Origin of the sequence: Streptococcus sp. CL9.43 (assembly GCF_049737935.1) — a bacterium.
In the GTDB taxonomy this organism is placed as follows: Bacteria; Bacillota; Bacilli; order Lactobacillales; family Streptococcaceae; genus Streptococcus; species Streptococcus infantis_I.
Genome location: NZ_JBKOTS010000001.1, coordinates 275768 through 296670 on the forward strand (window position 1 = coordinate 275768; position 20903 = coordinate 296670).

General features: G+C 39.7%; 23 protein-coding genes. 3 read left to right on the plus strand and 20 right to left on the minus strand.

The window, feature by feature from the left end:
* Positions 1–15 precede the first annotated feature (15 nt).
* From ACLNCS_RS01330 to ACLNCS_RS01390, 13 genes are all read right to left on the minus strand, one after another.
* Positions 16–486 carry a single-stranded DNA-binding protein gene (locus ACLNCS_RS01330; RefSeq protein WP_424846848.1) on the minus strand — a complete coding sequence of 157 codons (471 nt, stop codon included), beginning with the start codon at positions 484–486 and terminating at the stop codon, positions 16–18.
* A gap of 11 nt (positions 487–497) precedes the next feature.
* The gene (rpsF, locus tag ACLNCS_RS01335) at positions 498–788 is read right to left on the minus strand and encodes a 30S ribosomal protein S6 (RefSeq protein WP_002896497.1); all 291 of its coding nucleotides are present in this window, start codon (positions 786–788) and stop codon (positions 498–500) included.
* Positions 789–917: 129 nt separating this feature from the next.
* Positions 918–1574 (minus strand): CBS domain-containing protein, encoded by a 657-nt coding sequence (locus ACLNCS_RS01340; RefSeq protein ID WP_006148127.1) that lies wholly within the window; start codon positions 1572–1574, stop codon positions 918–920.
* 261 nt (positions 1575–1835) lie between these two features.
* The gene (locus tag ACLNCS_RS01345) at positions 1836–2546 is read right to left on the minus strand and encodes an ABC transporter ATP-binding protein (RefSeq protein ID WP_225750551.1); all 711 of its coding nucleotides are present in this window, start codon (positions 2544–2546) and stop codon (positions 1836–1838) included.
* On the minus strand, positions 2546–3310 hold the full coding sequence (locus ACLNCS_RS01350; RefSeq protein ID WP_424846853.1) for an ABC transporter ATP-binding protein: 765 nt from the start codon (positions 3308–3310) through the stop codon (positions 2546–2548). The genes ACLNCS_RS01345 and ACLNCS_RS01350 overlap by 1 nt, the downstream gene beginning before the upstream one ends.
* Entirely contained in the window at positions 3310–4266 is a 957-nt protein-coding gene (locus ACLNCS_RS01355) for a branched-chain amino acid ABC transporter permease (protein WP_004252374.1), read from the minus strand. The genes ACLNCS_RS01350 and ACLNCS_RS01355 overlap by 1 nt, the downstream gene beginning before the upstream one ends.
* A 3-nt stretch (positions 4267–4269) precedes the next feature.
* Positions 4270–5139, minus strand: coding sequence for a branched-chain amino acid ABC transporter permease (locus ACLNCS_RS01360; protein WP_004252371.1), 870 nt, complete (start codon positions 5137–5139; stop codon positions 4270–4272).
* Between the two features lie 115 nt (positions 5140–5254).
* Complete coding sequence (locus ACLNCS_RS01365) at positions 5255–6415, minus strand: ABC transporter substrate-binding protein (RefSeq protein ID WP_004252370.1); 1161 nt, start codon at positions 6413–6415, stop codon at positions 5255–5257.
* A gap of 87 nt (positions 6416–6502) precedes the next feature.
* Positions 6503–6772 (minus strand): YlbG family protein, encoded by a 270-nt coding sequence (locus ACLNCS_RS01370; RefSeq protein ID WP_004252368.1) that lies wholly within the window; start codon positions 6770–6772, stop codon positions 6503–6505.
* A 75-nt stretch (positions 6773–6847) separates the two neighbouring features.
* A complete protein-coding gene (clpP, locus tag ACLNCS_RS01375; protein WP_004252366.1) occupies positions 6848–7438 on the minus strand; it encodes an ATP-dependent Clp protease proteolytic subunit ClpP in 591 nt (196 codons plus the stop codon).
* 160 nt (positions 7439–7598) lie between these two features.
* On the minus strand, positions 7599–8228 hold the full coding sequence (upp, locus tag ACLNCS_RS01380) for a uracil phosphoribosyltransferase (protein WP_004252365.1): 630 nt from the start codon (positions 8226–8228) through the stop codon (positions 7599–7601).
* Positions 8229–8318: 90 nt separating this feature from the next.
* The gene (locus ACLNCS_RS01385; RefSeq protein ID WP_004252363.1) at positions 8319–8786 is read right to left on the minus strand and encodes a deoxycytidylate deaminase; all 468 of its coding nucleotides are present in this window, start codon (positions 8784–8786) and stop codon (positions 8319–8321) included.
* Positions 8787–8804: 18 nt separating this feature from the next.
* The gene (locus tag ACLNCS_RS01390; RefSeq protein WP_004252362.1) at positions 8805–9362 is read right to left on the minus strand and encodes a TetR/AcrR family transcriptional regulator; all 558 of its coding nucleotides are present in this window, start codon (positions 9360–9362) and stop codon (positions 8805–8807) included.
* Positions 9363–9486: 124 nt separating this feature from the next.
* Between ACLNCS_RS01390 and ACLNCS_RS01395 the strand changes: the two genes are divergently transcribed.
* Positions 9487–10332 carry a DegV family protein gene (locus ACLNCS_RS01395; RefSeq protein WP_424846858.1) on the plus strand — a complete coding sequence of 282 codons (846 nt, stop codon included), beginning with the start codon at positions 9487–9489 and terminating at the stop codon, positions 10330–10332.
* A 56-nt stretch (positions 10333–10388) separates the two neighbouring features.
* Positions 10389–11564 carry an NAD(P)/FAD-dependent oxidoreductase gene (locus ACLNCS_RS01400; RefSeq protein WP_424846860.1) on the plus strand — a complete coding sequence of 392 codons (1176 nt, stop codon included), beginning with the start codon at positions 10389–10391 and terminating at the stop codon, positions 11562–11564.
* 41 nt (positions 11565–11605) lie between these two features.
* On the opposite strand, the gene ACLNCS_RS01405 is transcribed toward ACLNCS_RS01400, so the two are convergent.
* Positions 11606–12346 carry a MerR family transcriptional regulator gene (locus ACLNCS_RS01405; protein ID WP_414309839.1) on the minus strand — a complete coding sequence of 247 codons (741 nt, stop codon included), beginning with the start codon at positions 12344–12346 and terminating at the stop codon, positions 11606–11608.
* A gap of 231 nt (positions 12347–12577) precedes the next feature.
* On the opposite strand from ACLNCS_RS01405, the gene ACLNCS_RS01410 reads away from it, so the two are divergent.
* Complete coding sequence (locus ACLNCS_RS01410; protein WP_424846863.1) at positions 12578–13918, plus strand: sodium-dependent transporter; 1341 nt, start codon at positions 12578–12580, stop codon at positions 13916–13918.
* Between the two features lie 42 nt (positions 13919–13960).
* On the opposite strand, the gene manA is transcribed toward ACLNCS_RS01410, so the two are convergent.
* The 6 genes from manA to ACLNCS_RS01440 all read right to left on the minus strand — a co-directional run bounded on the left by manA (position 13961) and on the right by ACLNCS_RS01440 (position 20845).
* Entirely contained in the window at positions 13961–14905 is a 945-nt protein-coding gene (gene manA / locus ACLNCS_RS01415; RefSeq protein WP_424846865.1) for a mannose-6-phosphate isomerase, class I, read from the minus strand.
* A 150-nt stretch (positions 14906–15055) separates the two neighbouring features.
* Positions 15056–15634, minus strand: a complete 579-nt coding sequence (locus tag ACLNCS_RS01420; protein ID WP_424846867.1) for a DUF3592 domain-containing protein — start codon at positions 15632–15634, stop codon at positions 15056–15058.
* A 101-nt stretch (positions 15635–15735) separates the two neighbouring features.
* A complete protein-coding gene (gene spxB / locus ACLNCS_RS01425; protein ID WP_045614086.1) occupies positions 15736–17511 on the minus strand; it encodes a pyruvate oxidase in 1776 nt (591 codons plus the stop codon).
* A gap of 324 nt (positions 17512–17835) precedes the next feature.
* A complete protein-coding gene (locus ACLNCS_RS01430) occupies positions 17836–20058 on the minus strand; it encodes a heavy metal translocating P-type ATPase (RefSeq protein WP_424846869.1) in 2223 nt (740 codons plus the stop codon).
* 9 nt (positions 20059–20067) lie between these two features.
* Positions 20068–20439 carry a cupredoxin domain-containing protein gene (locus ACLNCS_RS01435; RefSeq protein ID WP_004252344.1) on the minus strand — a complete coding sequence of 124 codons (372 nt, stop codon included), beginning with the start codon at positions 20437–20439 and terminating at the stop codon, positions 20068–20070.
* Between the two features lie 10 nt (positions 20440–20449).
* Positions 20450–20845, minus strand: coding sequence for a CopY/TcrY family copper transport repressor (locus ACLNCS_RS01440; RefSeq protein WP_074324671.1), 396 nt, complete (start codon positions 20843–20845; stop codon positions 20450–20452).
* Positions 20846–20903 lie beyond the last annotated feature (58 nt).

Sequence of the window (20903 nt, forward strand, 5' to 3'; positions counted from 1 at the left end):
AGTATTAATTGTCCATTAGAATGGTAAATCATCATCTGAAATATCCAAAGGATTGGTTGATCCAAATGGATTTTCATCACGTGAAAAGTCTGGTACTGAATTTGTAGTTGCTGCATGACTAGCAGTTGGTGCAGAATAAGCTCCACCACTTTGTCCTTCACGAGCACTACGGCTTTCCAACATTTGGAAATTCTCAGCTACAACTTCTGTCACGTAGACACGTTGTCCTTGCTGGTTATCGTAACTACGAGTCTGAATACGACCTGTAATCCCGACAAGAGAGCCTTTTTTAGCCCAGTTAGCAAGATTTTCAGCCTGTTGGCGCCACATAACGACATTGATAAAATCAGCCTCACGTTCGCCATTTTGACTCTTGAATGTACGGTTTACTGCAAGAGTAAAAGTCGCAACTGCTACATTTGATGGGGTATAACGTAACTCAGCGTCACGTGTCATACGCCCTACAAGTACAACATTGTTAATCATAGTCTACCTTCTTACGCGTCAAGTTTGACGATCATGTGACGAAGAATGTCAGCGTTGATTTTTGAAAGACGGTCAAACTCTTTAAGAGCTGCGTCGTCGTTTGCTTCAACGTTAACGATGTGGTAAAGTCCTTCACGGAAATCTTGGATTTCGTATGCAAGACGACGTTTTTCCCAATCTTTTGATTCAACAACAGTTGCACCGTTGTCAGTCAAGATAGAGTCAAAACGTGCTACCAAAGCGTTTTTCGCTTCTTCTTCAATGTTTGGACGAATGATATAAAGAATTTCGTATTTAGCCATTGATATGTTCCTCCTTTTGGTCTAATGACCCCAAGCCTTTGCAAGGGGTAAGTGAGGTTTGCTCACAATAAACTATTATACTAGAAAAAAGTTTTTTTCGCAAGCTTAAAGTAAGTTATATTTTTCTTTTTAGAGTTTTTTTGCAGAAGTTTTTGTAATTTCATCTACGAGAATATTTTCATCCTCGAATTTCTTTTTCAACGATGAAAGATCAATGCTTCCCTCAATTTGTACTTCAATAACAATTTTACCATCCTTACGTGGAATATTAACGGTATGAGAGATATTAAGATTTTCCTCAACGATTAAAGAAACAATCTTACCTAAAACTCCAACTTCATTTTCTGTGATAAAACGAACACGGATTCCCTCTTCCCCATAACCAGCGATTTCAAGAAAGGCACTGAATACATCACGATCTGTAATGACTCCATACAATTGTCCATTGTCAACAACTGGCAAAATACCAATCTTATTTTTAAGCATGAGATAAGTTGCATCTTCTAAACTTGCATAGCCTGAGACAGTTACAACATCTCGAATCATGACGTCTTTTACTTTTGTCTTATTAAGCAAATAATTCATCTCGAAGATTGAAAGACTAGTCGCTTTTGAAGGACTAGCTTCAGCGATTGTCCCTTCTGTTACCAAGCCTACTAATTTATCATTCTCAATAACAGGGAGACGGTGCAAACCTTGTTCGCGCATCAAATCTGCTGCGTGTGCAACAGTTGTATCAGGACTGATATAAACGACCTTGCGTGTCATAAAATCTTTAACTGCCATAGGAAATCTCCTTTATGTTTATAGTTTTATTATACACTTTTTACGGAAAGCTATCAAACGCTTTCATTTCTTTTTCAAGATTCAGAAAAATCTGAAGGACTTTACGAAAAAGAGCTCAACTTAGAGCCCTTAATCTTATACTTATGTAGATTGTATGATTGCTTTGCAATCTTTATCCGCCGACTAAAACAATCTCTCGGACTAGATGTTAATTGCTGCCGCAATTTTTATCCGCCGACTAAAACAATCCACTGGATTGTTTTAGCCACCTAGATATGCTTTTCTGACTTCATCTGATGCTGCGAGTTCTTTTCCTGTTCCTGATAGGACAATCTTTCCTGTCTCAAGAACATATCCTCGGTCAGCGATGGCTAGTGCTTTATTAGCATTTTGCTCAATCAAGAGAACGGTTGTTCCTTGTTTTTGAATATCTTGGATGATATCAAAAATTTCTTGGATAAAGATTGGCGCAAGCCCCATTGATGGTTCATCTAATAAAAGTAGTTTAGGCGTTGACATGAGGGCACGTCCCATGGCAAGCATCTGCTGTTCACCACCAGATAGAGTAGCCGCATCTTGATTTTTACGTTCTTCCAAACGAGGGAAACGAGAGAAGACTTTCTTCAAATTTGCTTGATTCTCTTCACGATTTTTCTTAAGAAAAGCTCCCATCTCCAAGTTTTCCATAACAGTCAAACCAGAGAAAACATGACGTCCTTCTGGAACTTGTGAAAGACCCGATGCCACAATCTTCTGTGCAGGCATTTTTTGGATTTCTTGCCCAAGAAATTCAATTCTACCTGCACTTGGACGTACAAGGCCTGATAATGTTCTAAGAATGGTTGTTTTACCAGCACCGTTGGCACCGATAAGTGAAACAACTTCTCCTTCATTAACTTCAAAGCTCACATCACGTACAGCTTGAATCATACCGTAGTGAACTGAGAGGTTTTCAACTTTTAACATAGACATTAGGCTTCACCTCCAAGATAAGCTTCGATAACACGTTTATTGTTCTTGATTTCATCTGGTGTCCCATGAGCAATCAAACGACCGTACTCAAGTACGTAGATACGTTCAGTGACTTCCATGACCAAGTTCATATCATGTTCAATCAGCATGATGGTAATCTTGAATTCATCCTTGATGCGACGGATCAACTCAGTCAATTCTGCAGTTTCTTGTGGGTTCATACCTGCTGCAGGCTCATCCAAGAAGAGGATTTTAGGTTCTGTAGCAAGGGCACGAACAATTTCCAAACGACGTTGTTGGCCATAGGCTAAGTTTTTAGCTAAGGTTTCAGCATCACCATCTAAATCAAAGATTTTTAGTAATTCTAAGGCTTTGGATTTTAATTCTTTTTCATTCTTATAAAAAGCTGGTAAACGCAAGAAACTTGCAAAAACATGTTGTTTGTGATGGTTACTAAATGCAATAAGAACGTTATCCAAAACTGTCAAGTCTTTAAAGAGGCGGATGTTTTGGAAGGTACGCCCTAAACCAAGAGATGCGATTTTATAAGGTTGCTTACCATTTAATAAGTGGCCATCTAATGTTACTGTTCCTTCACTTGGTTCATAAACTCCTGTCAGCAAGTTGAAAAGAGTTGTTTTCCCAGCTCCGTTCGGTCCAATCAAGCCAACAAGTTCACCTTCGTTCAATTCTAGAGTTACATCTCCAACAGCAGTCAGACCACCAAAATGCTTGGTTAACTGTTTTACTTCAAGTAATGCCATTAGTTTTGTCCCTCCTTCTTACCTTTTTTAAAGAGTCTTGATAGGCTCAATTCCCAGGTTCCAAGAAGACCACCTGGTCTGAAAATCATAACGAGTACCAAGGCCAAAGCATAGATAATCATACGAACGCTAGCTACGTCTTGAAGGAACATATTCAAAATACCAAGAACAATCGCAGCGACAATTGCTCCTGTAATTGATCCCAAACCACCAAATACAACGATAATTAAAACGTTGATAGAATTGATAAAGCTATAATCCTTAGGCACAACAGAACCGATAAATCCTGCTTGAAGGGAACCTGCAATACTTGCAGTCATAGCTCCAAAGACAAATGCAATAATTTTGATTTTTGTTGTATTGACCCCGACAGATTCAGCTGCGATTTCATCTTCACGAACAGACAAGGTTAAACGACCGATTGGACTACGAAGGAAATTCAGCGTTGCAATTGTCGTAATCACGGCAAAAATGTATACCATTTGCCAATTAGTAAAGTTTGGAATACCAAGGATACCAGCAGCTCCGTTTGTTAAATCACCACCATTGACGATTAGGATACGGATAATTTCAGCAACTCCAAGTGTCGCAACTGCAAGGTAGTCCCCCTTCAAACGAAGGGTAGGAATTCCAACGACCAAGGCAACCAAACCAGCAATGATAGCACCAAGCAACATAGCTCCAAAAAATGCACCGTAAGTTGGAGATTTAGAACCAATAATGGCTGCTGCATAGGCACCGATAGCCATGAACCCAGCATGTCCAAGAGAAAATTGACCAGAAAAACCAACGATAAGGTTAAGTCCAACTGCAAGAATAATATTGATACCGATTTGTTCTAGAATCTGAATATGGAAAAGGTTTAAAATACCAAACGAAACTAATAAGCTAATCACACCATATCCAAGCAACAAAAGGAGCAACCAGAGAATATTAACTTTTAAATTTTCTTTCATTGTTTACACCTTCTCTTTCACATTCTTACCAAGGATACCAGCTGGACGAACAATCAAGATCAATAGCAAGATTCCGTACACGATAGCATCACGGAAATCTGACATTCCGAAGGCTGTTGCAAAAGTTTCCAATAGTCCAATTACAAAACCTCCAAGAGCTGCACCAGGAATAATACCGATACCACCTAAAACGGCAGCAACGAATGATTTAATACCCGGAGTCATTCCCATCAATGGTTCAAGAGAGTTGTAGTAAAGGGCAATCAAGACACCTGCTGCACCAGCCAGAGCTGATCCTAAGGCAAAGGTAAAACTGATTGTACGGTTTACGTTGATCCCCATTAACTGAGCTGCATCACTATCAACAGATACTGCACGCATTGCTTTCCCCATCTTGGTTTTTTGCACGATGAGTTGCAAAAGAATCATCAAGACAATCGAAACTGTCAAAATCAATAATTGAATATTTGTTAGACTGATTGGACCCAAGTCATAACGAACTGTTTGGATTGCTTGAGGGAAGGCACGTGTATTGGCACCTACTAGATAGACCATTCCATACTCAAGCAAGAAGGATACCCCGATAGCAGTAATCAATACAGAGATACGAGTTGAATGACGGAGTGGACGGTAAGCTAGAAACTCGATGATTACGCCGAGAATAGCTGAACCAATCATGGACAAAATTAAGGCTAAAAAGAAATTTAAATGGAGGGCATTAATCAAGAAATAACCCATGAAAGCACCCATCATATAGATATCACCATGGGCAAAGTTAATAAGCTTGATAATTCCATAAACCATAGTATAACCCAGGGCTAGCAAGGCATAGACACTACCCAAGATTAAACCATTGACAAGTTGTTGAAGCATATGGTTCACTCTTTCTAAGTTTTATTTTTAGGATTTTATAAAAAAATAATCCCTTTATAAATACCGAAACAGGGAGTGAGTAAAAGCTCATTCCCCATTTACGATATCTATAAAATTATGGTTTTACGACTTCTGCCGCATCTACTTTACCATTATTCATGGTCATCATGAAGGCTGTTTTCACAGTGTTATGATCTGCATCAAAGCTTGTTTGACCTGTAACACCTTCGAAGTTTTGTGTTTTAGCAAGATTGTTCTTGATATCAACTGAAGTTTTTGCACCTTTTGCTGCATTAGCTACAAGGTAAACTGAGTCATAAGCAAGAGCTGCAAATGTTGAAGGATCTTCGTTATATTTTGCACGATAAGCTTCAAGGAAGGCTTTTGCTTTATCTGAAACATCAACAGTAGTTGAGAATCCAGAGATGAAGTAGATATTTGATGCGCGTTCAGCAGTTGCTTGTTGAACAAATTCTGCACCGTTAAATCCGTCACCACCGATGATTGGCTTATCAATTCCCATACCACGAGCTTGGTTTACAATCTTACCAGCTTCTGTATAGTAACCTGGCAATACGATTGCATCAAAGTCTTTATCTTTGATTTTTGTCAAAGCTGCTTGGAAGTCTGTATCACCTGATACAAATGTTTCGTCTGCTACGATTTCACCTTTGAATGAATCACGGAAAGATTTTGCAATACCTTTAGCGTAGTCACTTGAGTTATCTGTATACAAGACCACTTTCTTAGCGTTCAATTTGTTTGAAACGTAGTTTGAGATGATTTTTCCTTGGAAACTATCTTGGAATGTTCCGATGAAGAGGAAATCTTGACCTTTTGTCAAACCATCTTGAGTAGCACTTGGAGAAATCAATGGAACTCCAGCTTGTGTAGCATTTGCTACTGCCGCTGCAGTTGCACCTGAAGTCGCAGGTCCTACAATAGCTGCTACCTTAGATTGAGTCACAAGGTTTGTTGAAACAGAAGCAGCTTCAGCAGTTTCAGATTTGTTATCTTTGTCGACTACTTCGATTTGTTTTCCATCGATACCACCTGCTGCGTTGATTTCATCAACTGCAAGTTGAGCACCCTTTTGCTCAGAAGTACCGTAAGATGCTACAGCACCAGTTTCTTCGAAGTTGAAACCAATTTTTACAACTTTTTCATCAATTGGGTTACCAGTTGTGTTTGAAGCTCCTGACTTCACTTCCCCACAAGCTGCTAAAAGAGCTGTACTTGCAAGAGCTACAAGTGACAATGCAAATTTTTTCTTCATGTTTATCTCCTTTTAATGTTCAATTTAAATTACATGTTAAGAATATACCGAATTATCAGAAAATTGTCAACAAGTTTCTCTCACTTTTTAAATGATAACGTTTTCGCTAGTTTTATAAAGGTTCCCAACGAAAGGAGTTTCCAATTCTTGGATATGACAAACTCTCACTTTCTTGATAAATTTCTCTTTTCCTAAACGATTTACCAGCTCTTCTACTTCCTCTGTTGGGACATAAAGTTGTAGGTAACGATGTTTTTTTGAGTGGTAACAAATATCACCATAATTTGCGAGTTTTTTAGCATCGCGATTATAGTATAAATAGATAATCAGACCAGACCGATTCTCTTTTTGAAACATAATTCAACTTCCTTCTTACAATCTTCCTTCTATTATATCAAAAAAAACAAGCTCAGTCGAGCTTGCTTTAGTAGTTTAATTCAAAGAATTATTAGCCATAATTTCGTCAATAAAACCGTAGTCAAGAGTTTCTTGAGCGCTCATCCAGTAATCACGTTCAGCATCTTTATGGATTTGCTCAACAGATTTGCCAGAATTATCTGCTAGGATTTGCTCCAAAGTCTTACGAGTTTTAAGCAAGTGTTCAGCAGCGATGGCCATATCAGTCTGCTGAGTACCACCACCTGTACCACCCATTGGTTGGTGAATCATGTATTCTGCATTTGGAAGCATGAAACGTTTACCCTTTGCTCCACTTGATGCAATGACAGTCCCCATTGAGGCTGCCATTCCCATAACGATAGTTTGGACATCTGCCTTGATAAAGTTCATAGTATCAACGATTGCCAAACCAGCTGATACAGAACCTCCAGGAGTGTTTACATAAAGGTAAATATCTTTTGTACTATCTTGGGCATCCAAGAAAAGCAATTGGGCGATAACTGAGTTTGCCATATTGTCTTCGACTGGTCCAGTCAACATGATAATGCGGTCCTTAAGAAGACGTGAGTAAATGTCATACGAGCGTTCTCCACGACTTGTTTGTTCAATAACTACAGGAATCATTCATTTCTCCTTTTGATTTCTAATTTCTTTATTAATAGGATTATTATATATTTTTGGTCAAAAAAGGTCAAATTTTTGCTCTATTCTACTAACAGATACAAAAATTCAACCTCCTTTCAAAACTAAGACTAGGCTTTAGTCTCAATATCACTTTAGAATCTTATTTTGTTCCGAACAAGCGGTCTCCAGCATCTCCAAGACCTGGAACGATGTAACCATGTTCGTTCAAGCGTTCATCCAAAGCTGCTGTAAAGATTTCTACATCAGGGTGTGCTGCTTGAAGTGCCTTCACACCCTCTGGAGCTGATACAAGGCAGACAAACTTGATGTTTGAAGCTCCACGTTTTTTGAGGGAGTCAACAGCCAAAATCGCTGATCCACCTGTTGCAAGCATAGGATCAACTACAAAAATTTGACGTTGGTCAATATCTTCAGGTAATTTTACCAAGTATTCTACTGGTTGAAGGGTTTCTTCGTCACGGTACATACCAATGTGACCAACTTTTGCTGCTGGAACCAAACTCAATAGTCCATCAACCATACCAATACCTGCACGCAAGATTGGGACAATTGCCAATTTTTTACCAGCCAACTGTTTTTGAACTGTTTTTGTGATCGGTGTTTCGATTTCTACATCTTCAAGTGGAAGATCACGAAGCACTTCATATCCCATCAACATTGCAATCTCGTCTACTAGTTCACGAAAAGCTTTTGTAGAAGTGTCAGTGCGACGCAAGATTGATAATTTGTGTTGAATCAGTGGATGATTAATAACTTCAAGTTTTCCCATTTTCAGAATTCCTTCTTTCAATTTATTCTTCTTATTATATCAAAAAATGGTTTAAAAAGCTTTCTAAACCATTTATTTTTTTTATAATTTCTAGATTAGGTGAGCCTCTTGGAGAGCTGCCTGCACTGTTTCAAGTGGTAGGTGAGTTAATTCTGTTCCCTTTTCTTGATAAAGGTGTTGGGCATAGTCATCCATACGGTATTGATTGATATAAACTACACGCTCACAACCTACCTGAAGCAGTTGTTTTGTACAGTTGAGGCATGGAAAATGAGTAACGTAAGCTGTAAAGCCTTTAGGAACTCCACGTTCGGCTCCTTGCAGTATAGCATTCACTTCTGCATGAAGAGTGCGGACACAGTGGCCTTCAATCACCAGACAGTCATGATCTATACAATGCTCTGTTCCTGATACAGAACCATTATAGCCTGTTGAAATAACCTTGTTATCCTTGACTAAAACAGCTCCTACCTTGGCACGTTTACAAGTTGAACGATTGGCAATCAATAAGGCTTGAGCAGCAAAATACTCATCCCAAGCCAGTCTTTTTTCTGTCATAGCTTCTCTCCTCTTGATTTATTTTTTGAAAAATGGCAGGCGTAAATCTGCAATTTTTTCAGCAGGAACCTTCATTCCATCCTTAATCCATTTAAGCAAAACTGATACGATGGCAGAACTCCAAAAAGAATGCAGGTAAGAGCTGACTCCTTTTGATTTTCCATAGTATTTTTCTAAAAATTCTTGCATGGCTTGCACAAAGATTTTTTCTAAGTGATAGTCTAGGGCAAGCTGAATAACCTTAGCTTCTTTCTTGGCTTCTCTAAAGAGGTGAACCCATACAAGATAAAGGTCTGTTTTAACATCGTAATGACTCAATTGCTCCATGATGTTATGGACACTACGTTTAAAGACACTTTCCAAAATCTCTTCTTTTGAATCATAGTTTCGATAAAAAGCTGCACGAGAAACGCCAGCACGCTTGACTAACTCAGAAATGCTAATCTTAGCCAACTCCTTTTTCTCCAAGAGTTGCAAAAGAGCTGTTTCAATCGCTTCTCTGGTTAGCAAATTAGATTCTTGATTTGATTTTCTAAGGTTTTCAAGCGATTTTTCAGATATTTTACGTTCAGACATAACAATTTCTTTCTACTTGTGACAACAGAGAGGTACTACTTTTGTTTCAAGGGCTTTCATGATATAATTGTAAAAAAAGACAGAACCTTTGTCAATGTATAAGTGATAAAGATGGAGAATTTCTATGACTTGGAAGATTGTAGCTGACTCTGGTTGTGATTATCGCCAGCTGGAAAACCTTGCTTTTGATACTGAATTTGTCAGTGTTCCCTTAAAGATTCAGGTAGCAGATCAAGTCTTTGTCGATGATGCCAATCTGGATATCGATAAGATGATGGAAACTATGTATGCGACTTCTGAAGCTTCAAAATCAGCCTGCCCTAGTCCTGATGATTACTTACGAGCATTCGAAGGTGCCAAACATATTTTTGTAGTGACTATCACTGGAACTCTCTCTGGTAGCCACAATAGTGCTCAATTAGCTAAGAATATCTATCTCGAAGAACACCCTGATACTCAGATTCATGTCATCGATAGCTTATCAGCTGGTGGGGAAGTTGACCTAATCGTCGAAAAGATCAATGATTTGATCAAACAAGGACTTTCTTTTGAAGAAGTCGTTGAAGTGATTACTACTTACCAAGAAAAAACGAAGTTGTTGTTCGTTCTTGCTAAAGTGGATAACTTGGTTAAAAACGGTCGATTGAGTAAGCTTATTGGTACAGTTGTCGGGCTCCTCAATATTCGTATGGTCGGTGAAGCAAGCGAAACCGGAACCTTAGAACTCCTACAAAAAGCTCGTGGTCCTAAAAAGTCCCTTCAGGCTGCTTATGAAGAGTTAATCAAAGCTGGCTACGCTGGTGGGCGTATCGTCATGGCTCATCGTAGCAATGACAAATTCTGCCAACAGCTTTCAGAGCTCTTACGAGAAAAATACCCACAAGCTGACATTAGAATCATCCCAACTTCTGGACTCTGCAGTTTCTATGCGGAAGAAGGCGGGCTCCTCATGGGATACGAAATCAACTAATAAATCTGACAAGAGATGTCTAATCATCTCTTGTTTTTTTATGGTACAATACTCTTATGAAACATTTTGATACTATTGTCATCGGAGGTGGCCCTGCTGGTATGATGGCTACGATTTCCAGTAGCTTTTACGGGCAGAAAACCCTTCTCATTGAAAAAAATCGGAAACTTGGAAAAAAATTAGCTGGAACTGGCGGTGGTCGCTGTAACGTGACTAACAACGGAACTCTAGACGATCTACTCGCTGGCATCCCTGGAAATGGGCGATTTCTATACAGTGTCTTCTCACAGTTTGATAACCATGATATCATTAATTTTTTCACGGAAAATGGTGTTAAACTCAAGGTTGAAGACCACGGACGTGTCTTCCCAGCTAGCGACAAATCTCGTACCATAATCGAGGCTCTAGAGAAGAAAATTACGGAACTAGGCGGGCAAATTGCTACTCAAACAGAGATTGTTTCTGTTAAAAAGATAGACGACCAGTTTGTCCTTAAGTCCACAGACCAAACCTTTACTTGTGATAAACTCATCATCACAACAGGTGGTAAGTCTTATCCTTCGACTGGTTCGACTGGTTTTGGTCACGAGATTGCCCGCCACTTCAAACACACCATTACCGAACTTGAGGCTGCTGAAAGTCCCTTATTGACAGATTTTCCTCATAAGGCCTTGCAGGGGATTTCCCTAGACGATGTGACCCTAAGCTATGGCAAGCACGTCATCACCCATGATCTGCTCTTTACCCACTTTGGTTTATCTGGTCCCGCTGCTCTGCGTATGTCAAGCTTTGTCAAGGGTGGCGAAATCCTATCTTTAGATGTCTTGCCACAACTTTCTAAAGGCGACTTAGTAAATTTTCTAGAAGAAAACCGGGAAAAATCCTTAAAAAATGCCTTGAAATCTTTGTTGCCAGAACGCTTAGCAGAATTCTTTGTCCAAGGCTACCCTGAAAAAGTTAAACAGCTAACTGAGAAAGAACGCGACCAACTTGTCCAGTCTATCAAAGCTCTTAAAATTCCAGTAACTGGCAAAATGTCCCTTGCTAAATCCTTTGTCACTAAAGGTGGCGTTAGTCTCAAGGAAATCAATCCTAAAACGCTGGAAAGTAAGCTGGTACCTGGCCTCCACTTTGCAGGTGAGGTACTGGATATCAATGCCCACACAGGTGGCTTTAACATCACTTCTGCCCTCTGCACCGGATGGGTGGCAGGAAGTCTACATTATGATTAAACTTTAAAGTAAGAAATCGGCAGAGATTACTCCGCCGATTTTTATTTTGTCTGAGTTCTAACATAGTGGGCAATAACATCTGAAGTGTATTGAGCTGTTCCCTTTCCAAACTTATCAATGTTTTCCTTGAACTCTGGATTATAGACATAGCCTTGGCCGATATAACCGAAGACCTCGATAGAGCAGTCAAATCCATAAGTACGAATAGCTTGTAAGAGCTTGGCTGCTTCCTCTTGATTTTCAGATGCTGTTATCGGTAGACCAGCTTTGAGATTTTGAGCCAAGGCTTGAAAGACTTGATTAAAGGCTGATGTAACCTCATCCTCTCGTCCTTTTTGACGATCAAGGGCTTGATCCATGACTTCTTGGCCATACTTGTCTACCGCCTCTTGGTGGTATTTTTGATTGTCTTGGTAGCTAAATCCAGTGAATTTTTCTTGAATGGTCATTTTTATTTCTCCTTTTTGTTCTTGAATGGTTTTTTGTAAGGTTGAAATCAAGGTGTCTAGATGTTGCCTTTCTCGAGTTAGATAGTCCAACTGTCTTGCCAAATGTGGTAACAAGTCCGTCTTTTCTTCCTTCAACAGCTCTGCTATTTTTTCTAAAGAAAAGCCTAGATACTTGTAATAGAGGATAACCTGAAGTCGTTCTAAATCCTCTTGACTGTAAGTTCGATAGCCATTTTCTGACTTTAACGGAACCAAGAGTCCTATCTTATCATAATGGTAGAGGGTCTTGACGGAGACACCTGAAAGTTGCGCAGCTTCTTTTATATGGTACATGATTTCCTCCTCACATGAATAGTATATCCCCTTACCTTAGGGTAGAGTCAAGTATTTTATCATATTTTTTATGAAAACTTGAAAATCGCTTTCTTGACAGGTTTCAGAAAACATGATAGGATAATCAAGTCTATCAATCAAATAAAAGGCTCTTAAAGAGCAATTGAGAGAGGGCTATTTGACAATTCAAGTGGCCTTTTCTTATTTTAAAAACAGATTGGAGTTTTAACAATGTCTGAAAAATCGCAATGGGGATCAAAACTGGGCTTCATCCTTGCATCTGCTGGTTCTGCTATTGGTCTTGGAGCTGTTTGGAAGTTCCCTTACATGACTGCTGCCAATGGTGGGGGAAGTTTCTTACTGGTCTTTCTTATCTCGACAATTTTAATTGGTTTCCCTCTTCTACTGGCTGAGTTTGCCCTTGGTCGAAGCGCTGGCGTGTCAGCAATCAAAACCTTTGGCAAGCTTGGAAACAATCAAAATTACAACTTTATTGGTTGGATTGGTGCCTTTGCTCTTTTTATCCTTCTCTCATTTTATAGTGTCATTGGGGGTTGGATTCTTGTATACCTTGGTATCGAGATTGGAAGATTATTCCACCTAATCGGAAATGGAGATTATGCCCAGCAATTCTCTTCCATCATTTCTAATCCAGTTATTGCTTTAGGAGCCCAAGCATCCTTTATCTTCTTGAACATTTTCATTGTTTCACACGGCGTTCAAAAAGGGATTGAAAGAGCATCTAAGGTCATGATGCCTCTACTTTTTATCATCTTTGTCATTATTATCGGGCGTTCTCTTAGCTTGCCAAATGCCATGGAAGGCGTCGTTTACTTCCTCAAACCTGACTTTTCAAAACTAACAAGTGCTGGACTTCTCTATGCACTAGGTCAATCTTTCTTTGCCCTATCCCTTGGAGTTACAGCCATGCTGACCTACGCTTCCTACCTAGACAAGAAGACCAAGCTGGTCCAATCAGGAATTTCCATCGTTGCCTTGAACATCTCAGTTTCTATTATGGCGGGACTTGCGATTTTCCCTGCTATGTCAGCCTTTAATATCCAATCTGAAGGTGGACCAAGTCTCCTCTTTATTGTCTTGCCGCAACTCTTTGACAATATGCCTTTTGGTACTATTTTCTACATCCTCTTTCTTTTACTTTTCCTCTTTGCGACGATAACTTCCTCAGTCGTTATGCTTGAAATCAATGTTGGAAATATCACCAATCAAGACAATCGTAAGCGTGCTAAGTGGAGTATGATTTTAGGGGTATTGACTTTTGTCTTTGGTATCCCTTCGGCCCTATCCTATGGTCTTATGGCTGATGTCCATATCTTTGGAAAGACCTTCTTTGATGCTATGGATTTCTTAGTTTCCAATCTTCTCATGCCATTCGGTGCTCTCTGCTTGTCTCTTTTTACAGGCTATATTTTTAAGAAAGCATTAGCCATGGAGGAACTTCATCTTGATGAAACACCTTGGAAACAAGGACTTTTCCAAGTCTGGCTTTTCCTTCTTCGTTTCATCATTCCAATTATCATCATCGTGGTCTTTATCGCCCAATTTATGTAAATACAAAAAAGGACTTGAGAATATCTCTCAAGTCTTTTCTTTTTATGGATGGCTTACAATCAATTCTAAATCTGATCCTTCCAAGGTCCAAGCTTCAACATCACTTGGTAAGATAAAGTGGCTACCTTTTTGGATTGGATAATCTTTTCCGTCTACAGTCAGTTTCCCTTGACCAGCCAAGACACTCAACAAGCTGTAATCAGCCGTCTTCTCAAATTCAACTTTTCCTGTGACTTCCCACTTGTAAACTGCAAAGAAATCATTAGAGACAAGTAAAGTTGAACGTAAATCATCTGCTTTGACAGTCACAGGACGGCTATTTGCAGGCTCACCAATATTCAAAACATCGATTGATTTTTCGAGGTGAAGTTCACGCAAGTTGCCATTATCATCCTTACGGTCAAAGTCATAAACTCGGTAGGTGGTATCACTAGACTGTTGCGTTTCAAGGATTAAGATACCTGCACCGATAGCATGCATGGTCCCACTTGGTACATAGAAGAAATCTCCAGCCTTAACAGGAACCTTTGTCAGCAAGGCATCCCAGTTTTTGTCTTCGATTTGCTGACGGAGTTCTTCTTTTGACTTAGCATTGTGGCCGTAAATAATCTCTGAACCTTCATCTGCAGCGATGATATACCAGCACTCTGTCTTTCCAAGTTCGCCTTCATGCTCTAGTCCATAAGCATCATCTGGGTGAACTTGAACACTGAGCCAGTCATTGGCATCAAGGATTTTGGTCAAGAGTGGAAATACAGGCTCAGGACGGTTGCCAAACAACTCACGGTGTTCCTCATACAAAGTAGCTAGGTCTGTTCCTTCATAGCGGCCATTAGCTACCTTAGACACTCCATTTGGATGAGCTGAGATCGCCCAATACTCACCAATCTTTTCATTTGGGATGTCGTAGCCAAACTCATCACGAAGTTTGGTACCTCCCCAGATTTTTTCTTGCATTACAGAATTTAAAAATAACGGTTCTGACATCTTGATCTCCTGTCTGATTTTTCTCCCTTCATTATAGCAAAAAAAGAGTTCTGATTGAACTCTTTTTCTTATCTTATAAAGTAGGGAGAAGATTTTATAAAAATAGTAACGATATGGATTTCATACTTTTAAAAAATCTACCAGAAACTCTTAGTTCATAAGATTTGGAAGAATAAACAGCGTAAAGAATGCCATGGCAATCATCATAAATACAAACAGGTAGACAGAATATTTGAACAACCATGTAAAACGACCTGGTTTTAAAGGTCTTTCTACGTAGGAATATTTTGGTTTTTTAGGGTCATAATAAACAGCAACCTTACTACCCACTGGGAAATACTCTTCTAAAGGTGATTTGGTTAAAGAGATGAAACTGTTCCTATAAATTTTATATCTTAAAACCTGAGGAATTTCCCCATCTTCAAAATTGTCCATTTTGACATCAGATACGAGTGAACCTAAGGGAGTACTGATTGTATTTGAAATAGCAGATCGAAATTTTGGCCCGACGACCTTATATCGGTTTCCATCAACAGTGTACTCAACCACTGGAAGGCTAATTCCGTTATAAAGAGCATAGGAATATCGGATAATAACTCCTTCCGTTTTTTCGGTGCATCTCTTGGCATTTCTATAATTACTTAAGATAAAATAGTCAAACATAAAATAGGTAAAGACAGCAAAGCCTAAATCCATTAAACCAAATAATAAAAAGAAACTTGTTGGCATATTTTTCTCCTTCAAATATGATGATGACTCTATTTTAACAGAAAAGACATAAAAAGAAAAAGACCGGATTGCTCCGATCTTTTTAAGTCCCACGAGAGGAATTATTTAATTGCGCGTGATTGCAATCCTTCTTCTTCCAAGAAGAGGCGGAATGGTACGAGTTCTTCTGCTTCGTATTTTTCCTTGAAGGCTTTGATTGCTTCTTCTGAGTGTTGTTTTGGATCCAACTCAAGTACTTCTACTGGAAGTGGACGATGTGGAGTGATGTGAGCATCGATCACAACTGTCTTACCTTCTTTGTTCAATTTAACAGCTTCTGCAACAACTGCATCGATATCTTCGATACGGTCAACTGTAAATCCAACAGCTCCTTGAGCTTCAGCAATTTTAGCGTAGTCAGCATTAGGGAAGTCACAACCAAACAAGTGTTTGTTTGTGTCTTCGTATTTGTCCTTGATGAAGGCATATTTACCATTTGAGAAGACAACGTTGATAACTGGAAGGTCGTATTGAACGTTTGTGATAACGTCTGGGTAGCACATGTTGAATGCACCGTCACCCATGATGTTCCATACTTGGCGATCTGGATTGTCTTTCTTAGCAGCGATACCACCAGGAAGGGCAATACCCATTGTCGCAAAGAGTGGAGATGTACGCCACATGTTCTTAGGTGTCATGTGAAGGTGACGAGTAGATGTTTGAGTAGTGTCACCTACGTCGATTGAGTAGATAGCGTCTTGATCAGCATGTTTGTTGATTGCATTGTAAACTTGATACAATTGCAATTCACCCTCAGTTTTACCTTCGAGTTTGTTCATGTAATCACGCCAGTTTTGGTTGTTCTTCACGTTAGCACGCCACCATGGAGTAGACTCAACTGGGTTCACTTTGTCAAGGATAGCTTTAGCTGCTTGACCTGCATCACCAAGAATAGAAGCGTCAAGAGCGTGACGTTTACCAAGTTTGTAAGGGTCGATATCCACTTGGATGAATTTTTCAGTGTTTTTGAATGCTTGGTAAACTTCAGCAAATGGGAAGTTTGAACCAAGGAAAAGAACTGTGTCTGCTTCAAAGACTACTTCGTTGGCTGGTTTCCAACCAACACGGTAAGCAGAACCTGTCAAACCTTCGTAGTTCCATTCGAAAGCTTCGAAGTTTTTACCAGTTGTGATGATTGGTGCTTTGATTTTACGTGACAATTCAGTGATTACTTCACCAGCTTTAACACCACCGTAACCAGCGTAGATAACTGGACGTTCAGCGTTGTTCAAAATTTCAACAGCTTTGTCAATTTCAACTTCGTTCAAAGCAGGAGCGATGAATGAACGCTCGTAAGAACCTGAACCGTAGTATGAGTTTTCGTCGATTTCTTGGAAACCAAAGTTTACTGGAATTTCAACGACAGCTGGACCTTTTTTAGAAACGGCAGCACGGCAAGCTTCGTCAATCACTTTTGGCAATTGCTCTGCGTAAGCTACACGTTTGTTATAAACAGCGATACCGTTGTACATTGGATTTTGGTTAAGCTCTTGGAAGGCATCCATGTTCAATTCGTTAACTGGACGTGATCCAAGGATAGCAAGGAATGGAGTGTTATCCATAGCTGCATCGTAAACACCGTTGATCAAGTGAGTCGCACCAGGTCCACCTGAACCAACTGCAACACCGATAGATCCGCCAAATTTAGCTTGCATAACCGCTGCAAGAGCACCTGTTTCTTCGTGGCGAACTTGCAAGAAACGGATATCTTTGTCTTCAGCCAAAGCGTCCATAAGTGAGCTGAGTGTTCCTGATGGGATACCGTAGATAGTGTCTACGCCCCATGTTTTCAATACGTTGAGCATTGCTGCAGATGCAGTAATTTTCCCTTGAGTCATAATGATAACTCTCCTTCAAAATAATTTCATATATTTACAAAAAACGCTTTTATATGTTATTTGAAAACGATTCAGTAAATTTACAATCCTAATTTATCACATTTGATTTCAGATTCATAAGAATGTGCTCAGAAACTTTCATTCTCTATTACAGTACAGTTTGAAAGCGTTTTGAAAATCTGTTTTAGAATAGCAAAAAAAGCGGTTAAGACCGCCTTTTTATACTCAATGAAAATCAAAGAGCAAACTAGGAAGCTAGCCGCAGGCTGTACTTGAGTACGGCAAGGTGAAGCTGACGTGGTTTGAAGAGATTTTCGAAGAGTATTAATCGACTTTAGTAAAATTAAGCATAAGAGAGCTGATTAGAACAGATACTGAACTAAAGGCCATGGCCAATCCTGCAAGTTCTGGATTGAGAACTAAACCAAGTCCTGAAAAGACTCCTGCTGCAATCGGAATACCAATGAGGTTATAGATAGAAGCCCAGAAAAGATTGAGTAGAATACGATTAAAGGTCTTCTTACTCATATCAAAAGCACGCGCCAATCCTAGTAAATTGTTGGTTGTAAGGACAAGATCTGCTGATTCGATAGCAATATCTGTACCAGAGCCCATGGCAATTCCGACATCGGCTACACTGAGGGCCGGCGCATCATTGATACCATCTCCAACAAAAGCCAATTTGCCATTCTTTTGAAGTTTGTGAATTTCATGTGCCTTTTCCTCTGGCAAGACATTTGCAATCACTTCTTCGATTCCAATTTGCTCTGCAATCGCATGGGCTACTCCAGCATTATCTCCGGTAAGCATGACCGTTCTAAGACCACGTTTTTTCAATTTAGCAATAGCTTCTTGAGCAGTTTCCTTAGGGACATCCTGCAAGGCAATTAAGCCTTTTAACTGACCATCTACGGATAGGAAGACAACTGTTTTTGCTTCTTTCTCAAGCAAATCAAATCGTTCTTGATAATCATGTGGAATAGCAAGATCATCTAAGAGTTTGGCATTCCCCAGCAAGACTTGTTTACCATTAATAATCCCAGTCACACCTTTTCCATGCAAGGCTTGGAAGTTTTCCACTGGGTAAAGACTGATTCCTAGTTCAGATGCACGATTAACAATAGCTTGAGCTAGCGGGTGTTGAGATACATCTTCCAATGAAGCAGCCAAACTTAGCACTTCTCTTTCATCACCAATAACATCTGTCACTACTGGCTTCCCTTCGGTCAAGGTTCCTGTCTTATCAAAAACAACCGTTTGGACTTTTTGGATTTCCTGTAAAACTGTACCATTTTTGAGAAGAATCCCCATCTTGGCACTTCGTCCTGTTCCAACCATGAGTGCTGTCGGTGTCGCGAGTCCTAGTGCACAAGGACAGGCAATTATCAAAACAGCAACTCCGTAGAGAAGTGAAGTCACAAAGCTATCTCCAAGTAAAACAAACCAGACCCAAAAAGTAAGAAGTCCTAAAATGACAACTGCTGGTACAAAAATCCCAGAAATCTTGTCTGTCAAATCTTGAATAGGAGCACGACTCGTTTGCGCTTTTTTCACAAAGTCCACAATCTGAGCCAGCATAGTCTCAGAACCAACTTTTTCAGCTCTAAAGATGATCGTACCACTATTATTGATAGTTGACCCAATAACAGCATCTCCAACTGATTTATCGACTGGAATACTTTCCCCAGTCACCATTGATTCATCAATACTCGTTTCACCTTCTAACACAGTCCCATCAACGGCAATTTTTTCACCTGGTCGAACGCGAATGAGATCCCCAACTTTGACTTGTTCTAGAGGGATTTGAACATAAACATCATCACGCAAAACCTCTGCTGTCTTTGCTTGTAGGTCTAATAATTTTTCGACTGCCTGCGAAGTATTTTTTCGCATTTTTTCCTCAAAAACTGCTCCCAAAAGAATGAAGAAGAGGATAAATGCAGCACTTTCAAAGTAAACGGGCAGACCAGTGAAGAGGGCTACTAAGCTATAGAAATAGGCCACTAGGGTTCCCAGAGCAACCAAGGTATCCATGTTGGAATTGTGCTTTTTAAAACTAGCCCAGGCGCTTCTGATATATGGAACTCCAGCTACCAGCATAATGGGTGTTGTGGCTAAAAAGGTGCCCCAACGCATGACTTGGTGACTAATTCCTCCTGTAGACATCCCAATCATGAGAATCACAAGAGGCACAGTAAAGATACTAGTAATCCAAAAACGCTGTAAAAGACTGAGAGACTTTTTAGTTTTTTCAACAACGGTGTAGGTCCCCTTTTGCATCTTCATGCCACAAGAAAACTCGTGCTCACCCAATTCTTGAGGAGTAAAGCGAATGACTTTTTCCTCATCTTGAGCGATTGGTTCTAGGATCCCTTCTTCTTCGAAGAGAATCTCTTTATAACAGTTTGAAGGTGTCACACGATGAAAGGTAATCTCAGCAGGAATCCCTTTTTGCAGTTGAATGTGGGCTGGATGGTAGCCTTTGTCTGCCGTGATACGAATTTTTTGAACGCCATTTTCAAGGCTTGCTTTTACAATTTCAGTCATATTCTTCTCCTATTCTACAATCATCTTACCGTGCATCATATTCATGCCACAAGAGAAACCATACTCACCTGCTTCTTCAGGAGTGATTTCAACCACATATTGGTCTCCCATAGGCAGATCAGCATGCACACCAAAGTCTGGGAAAACGATTTGGTCCAAGCAAGGTGAAGGATCTTTTCGATCGAAAATAATACGAGCTGGTTGCGATTTTTTGAGGATAATAGTTCCTGGAGTATAGCCCCCCATGACCTCCACTCGAATCTCCTGATAGCCATTCTTTTGTTGGGCTCTCTTAGCATCTTCTTGCGGTTTTTTGAAAAACCAAAAGAGGATAAAAGCAATCATTCCTAAAACAACAATAGATACAAATAGATTTAACATAGCGTCTCCTTTACATACAATTACATTTTACTTCTGTTACAGCACTTGCTTTTTTCTTTGAAATCACTTCTTCCAAGCCTTCCAAGTCAGCTAGGGTAAAGTCACATTCTTCAATCAAATCAGCTAGCAAGAGCTTCATCCTGCGAGAACAAAGCTTGTCTTTGATATCCTGAACCATTAAACCTCTACTGTCATCTAGAGTTAAAAGGGCCGAATAGACAAAGGACTTGCCCTGTTTTTCCCGAGTCAAACATTCCTTCTCCACCAAACGAGCCAAGAGTGTCTGGATCGTGGATTTGGACCAACTGAACCTTTTCTCTAATACTTTTATGAGATCAGTACTAGTCTGTTCTCCCTGCATCCAAATAATCTTCATGACCTGCCATTCTGCATCCGAAATCTGCATCAGCACACCTCCAAAATCTACATTTGTCAATTACAATTATCAGTATACTCTCAAAATC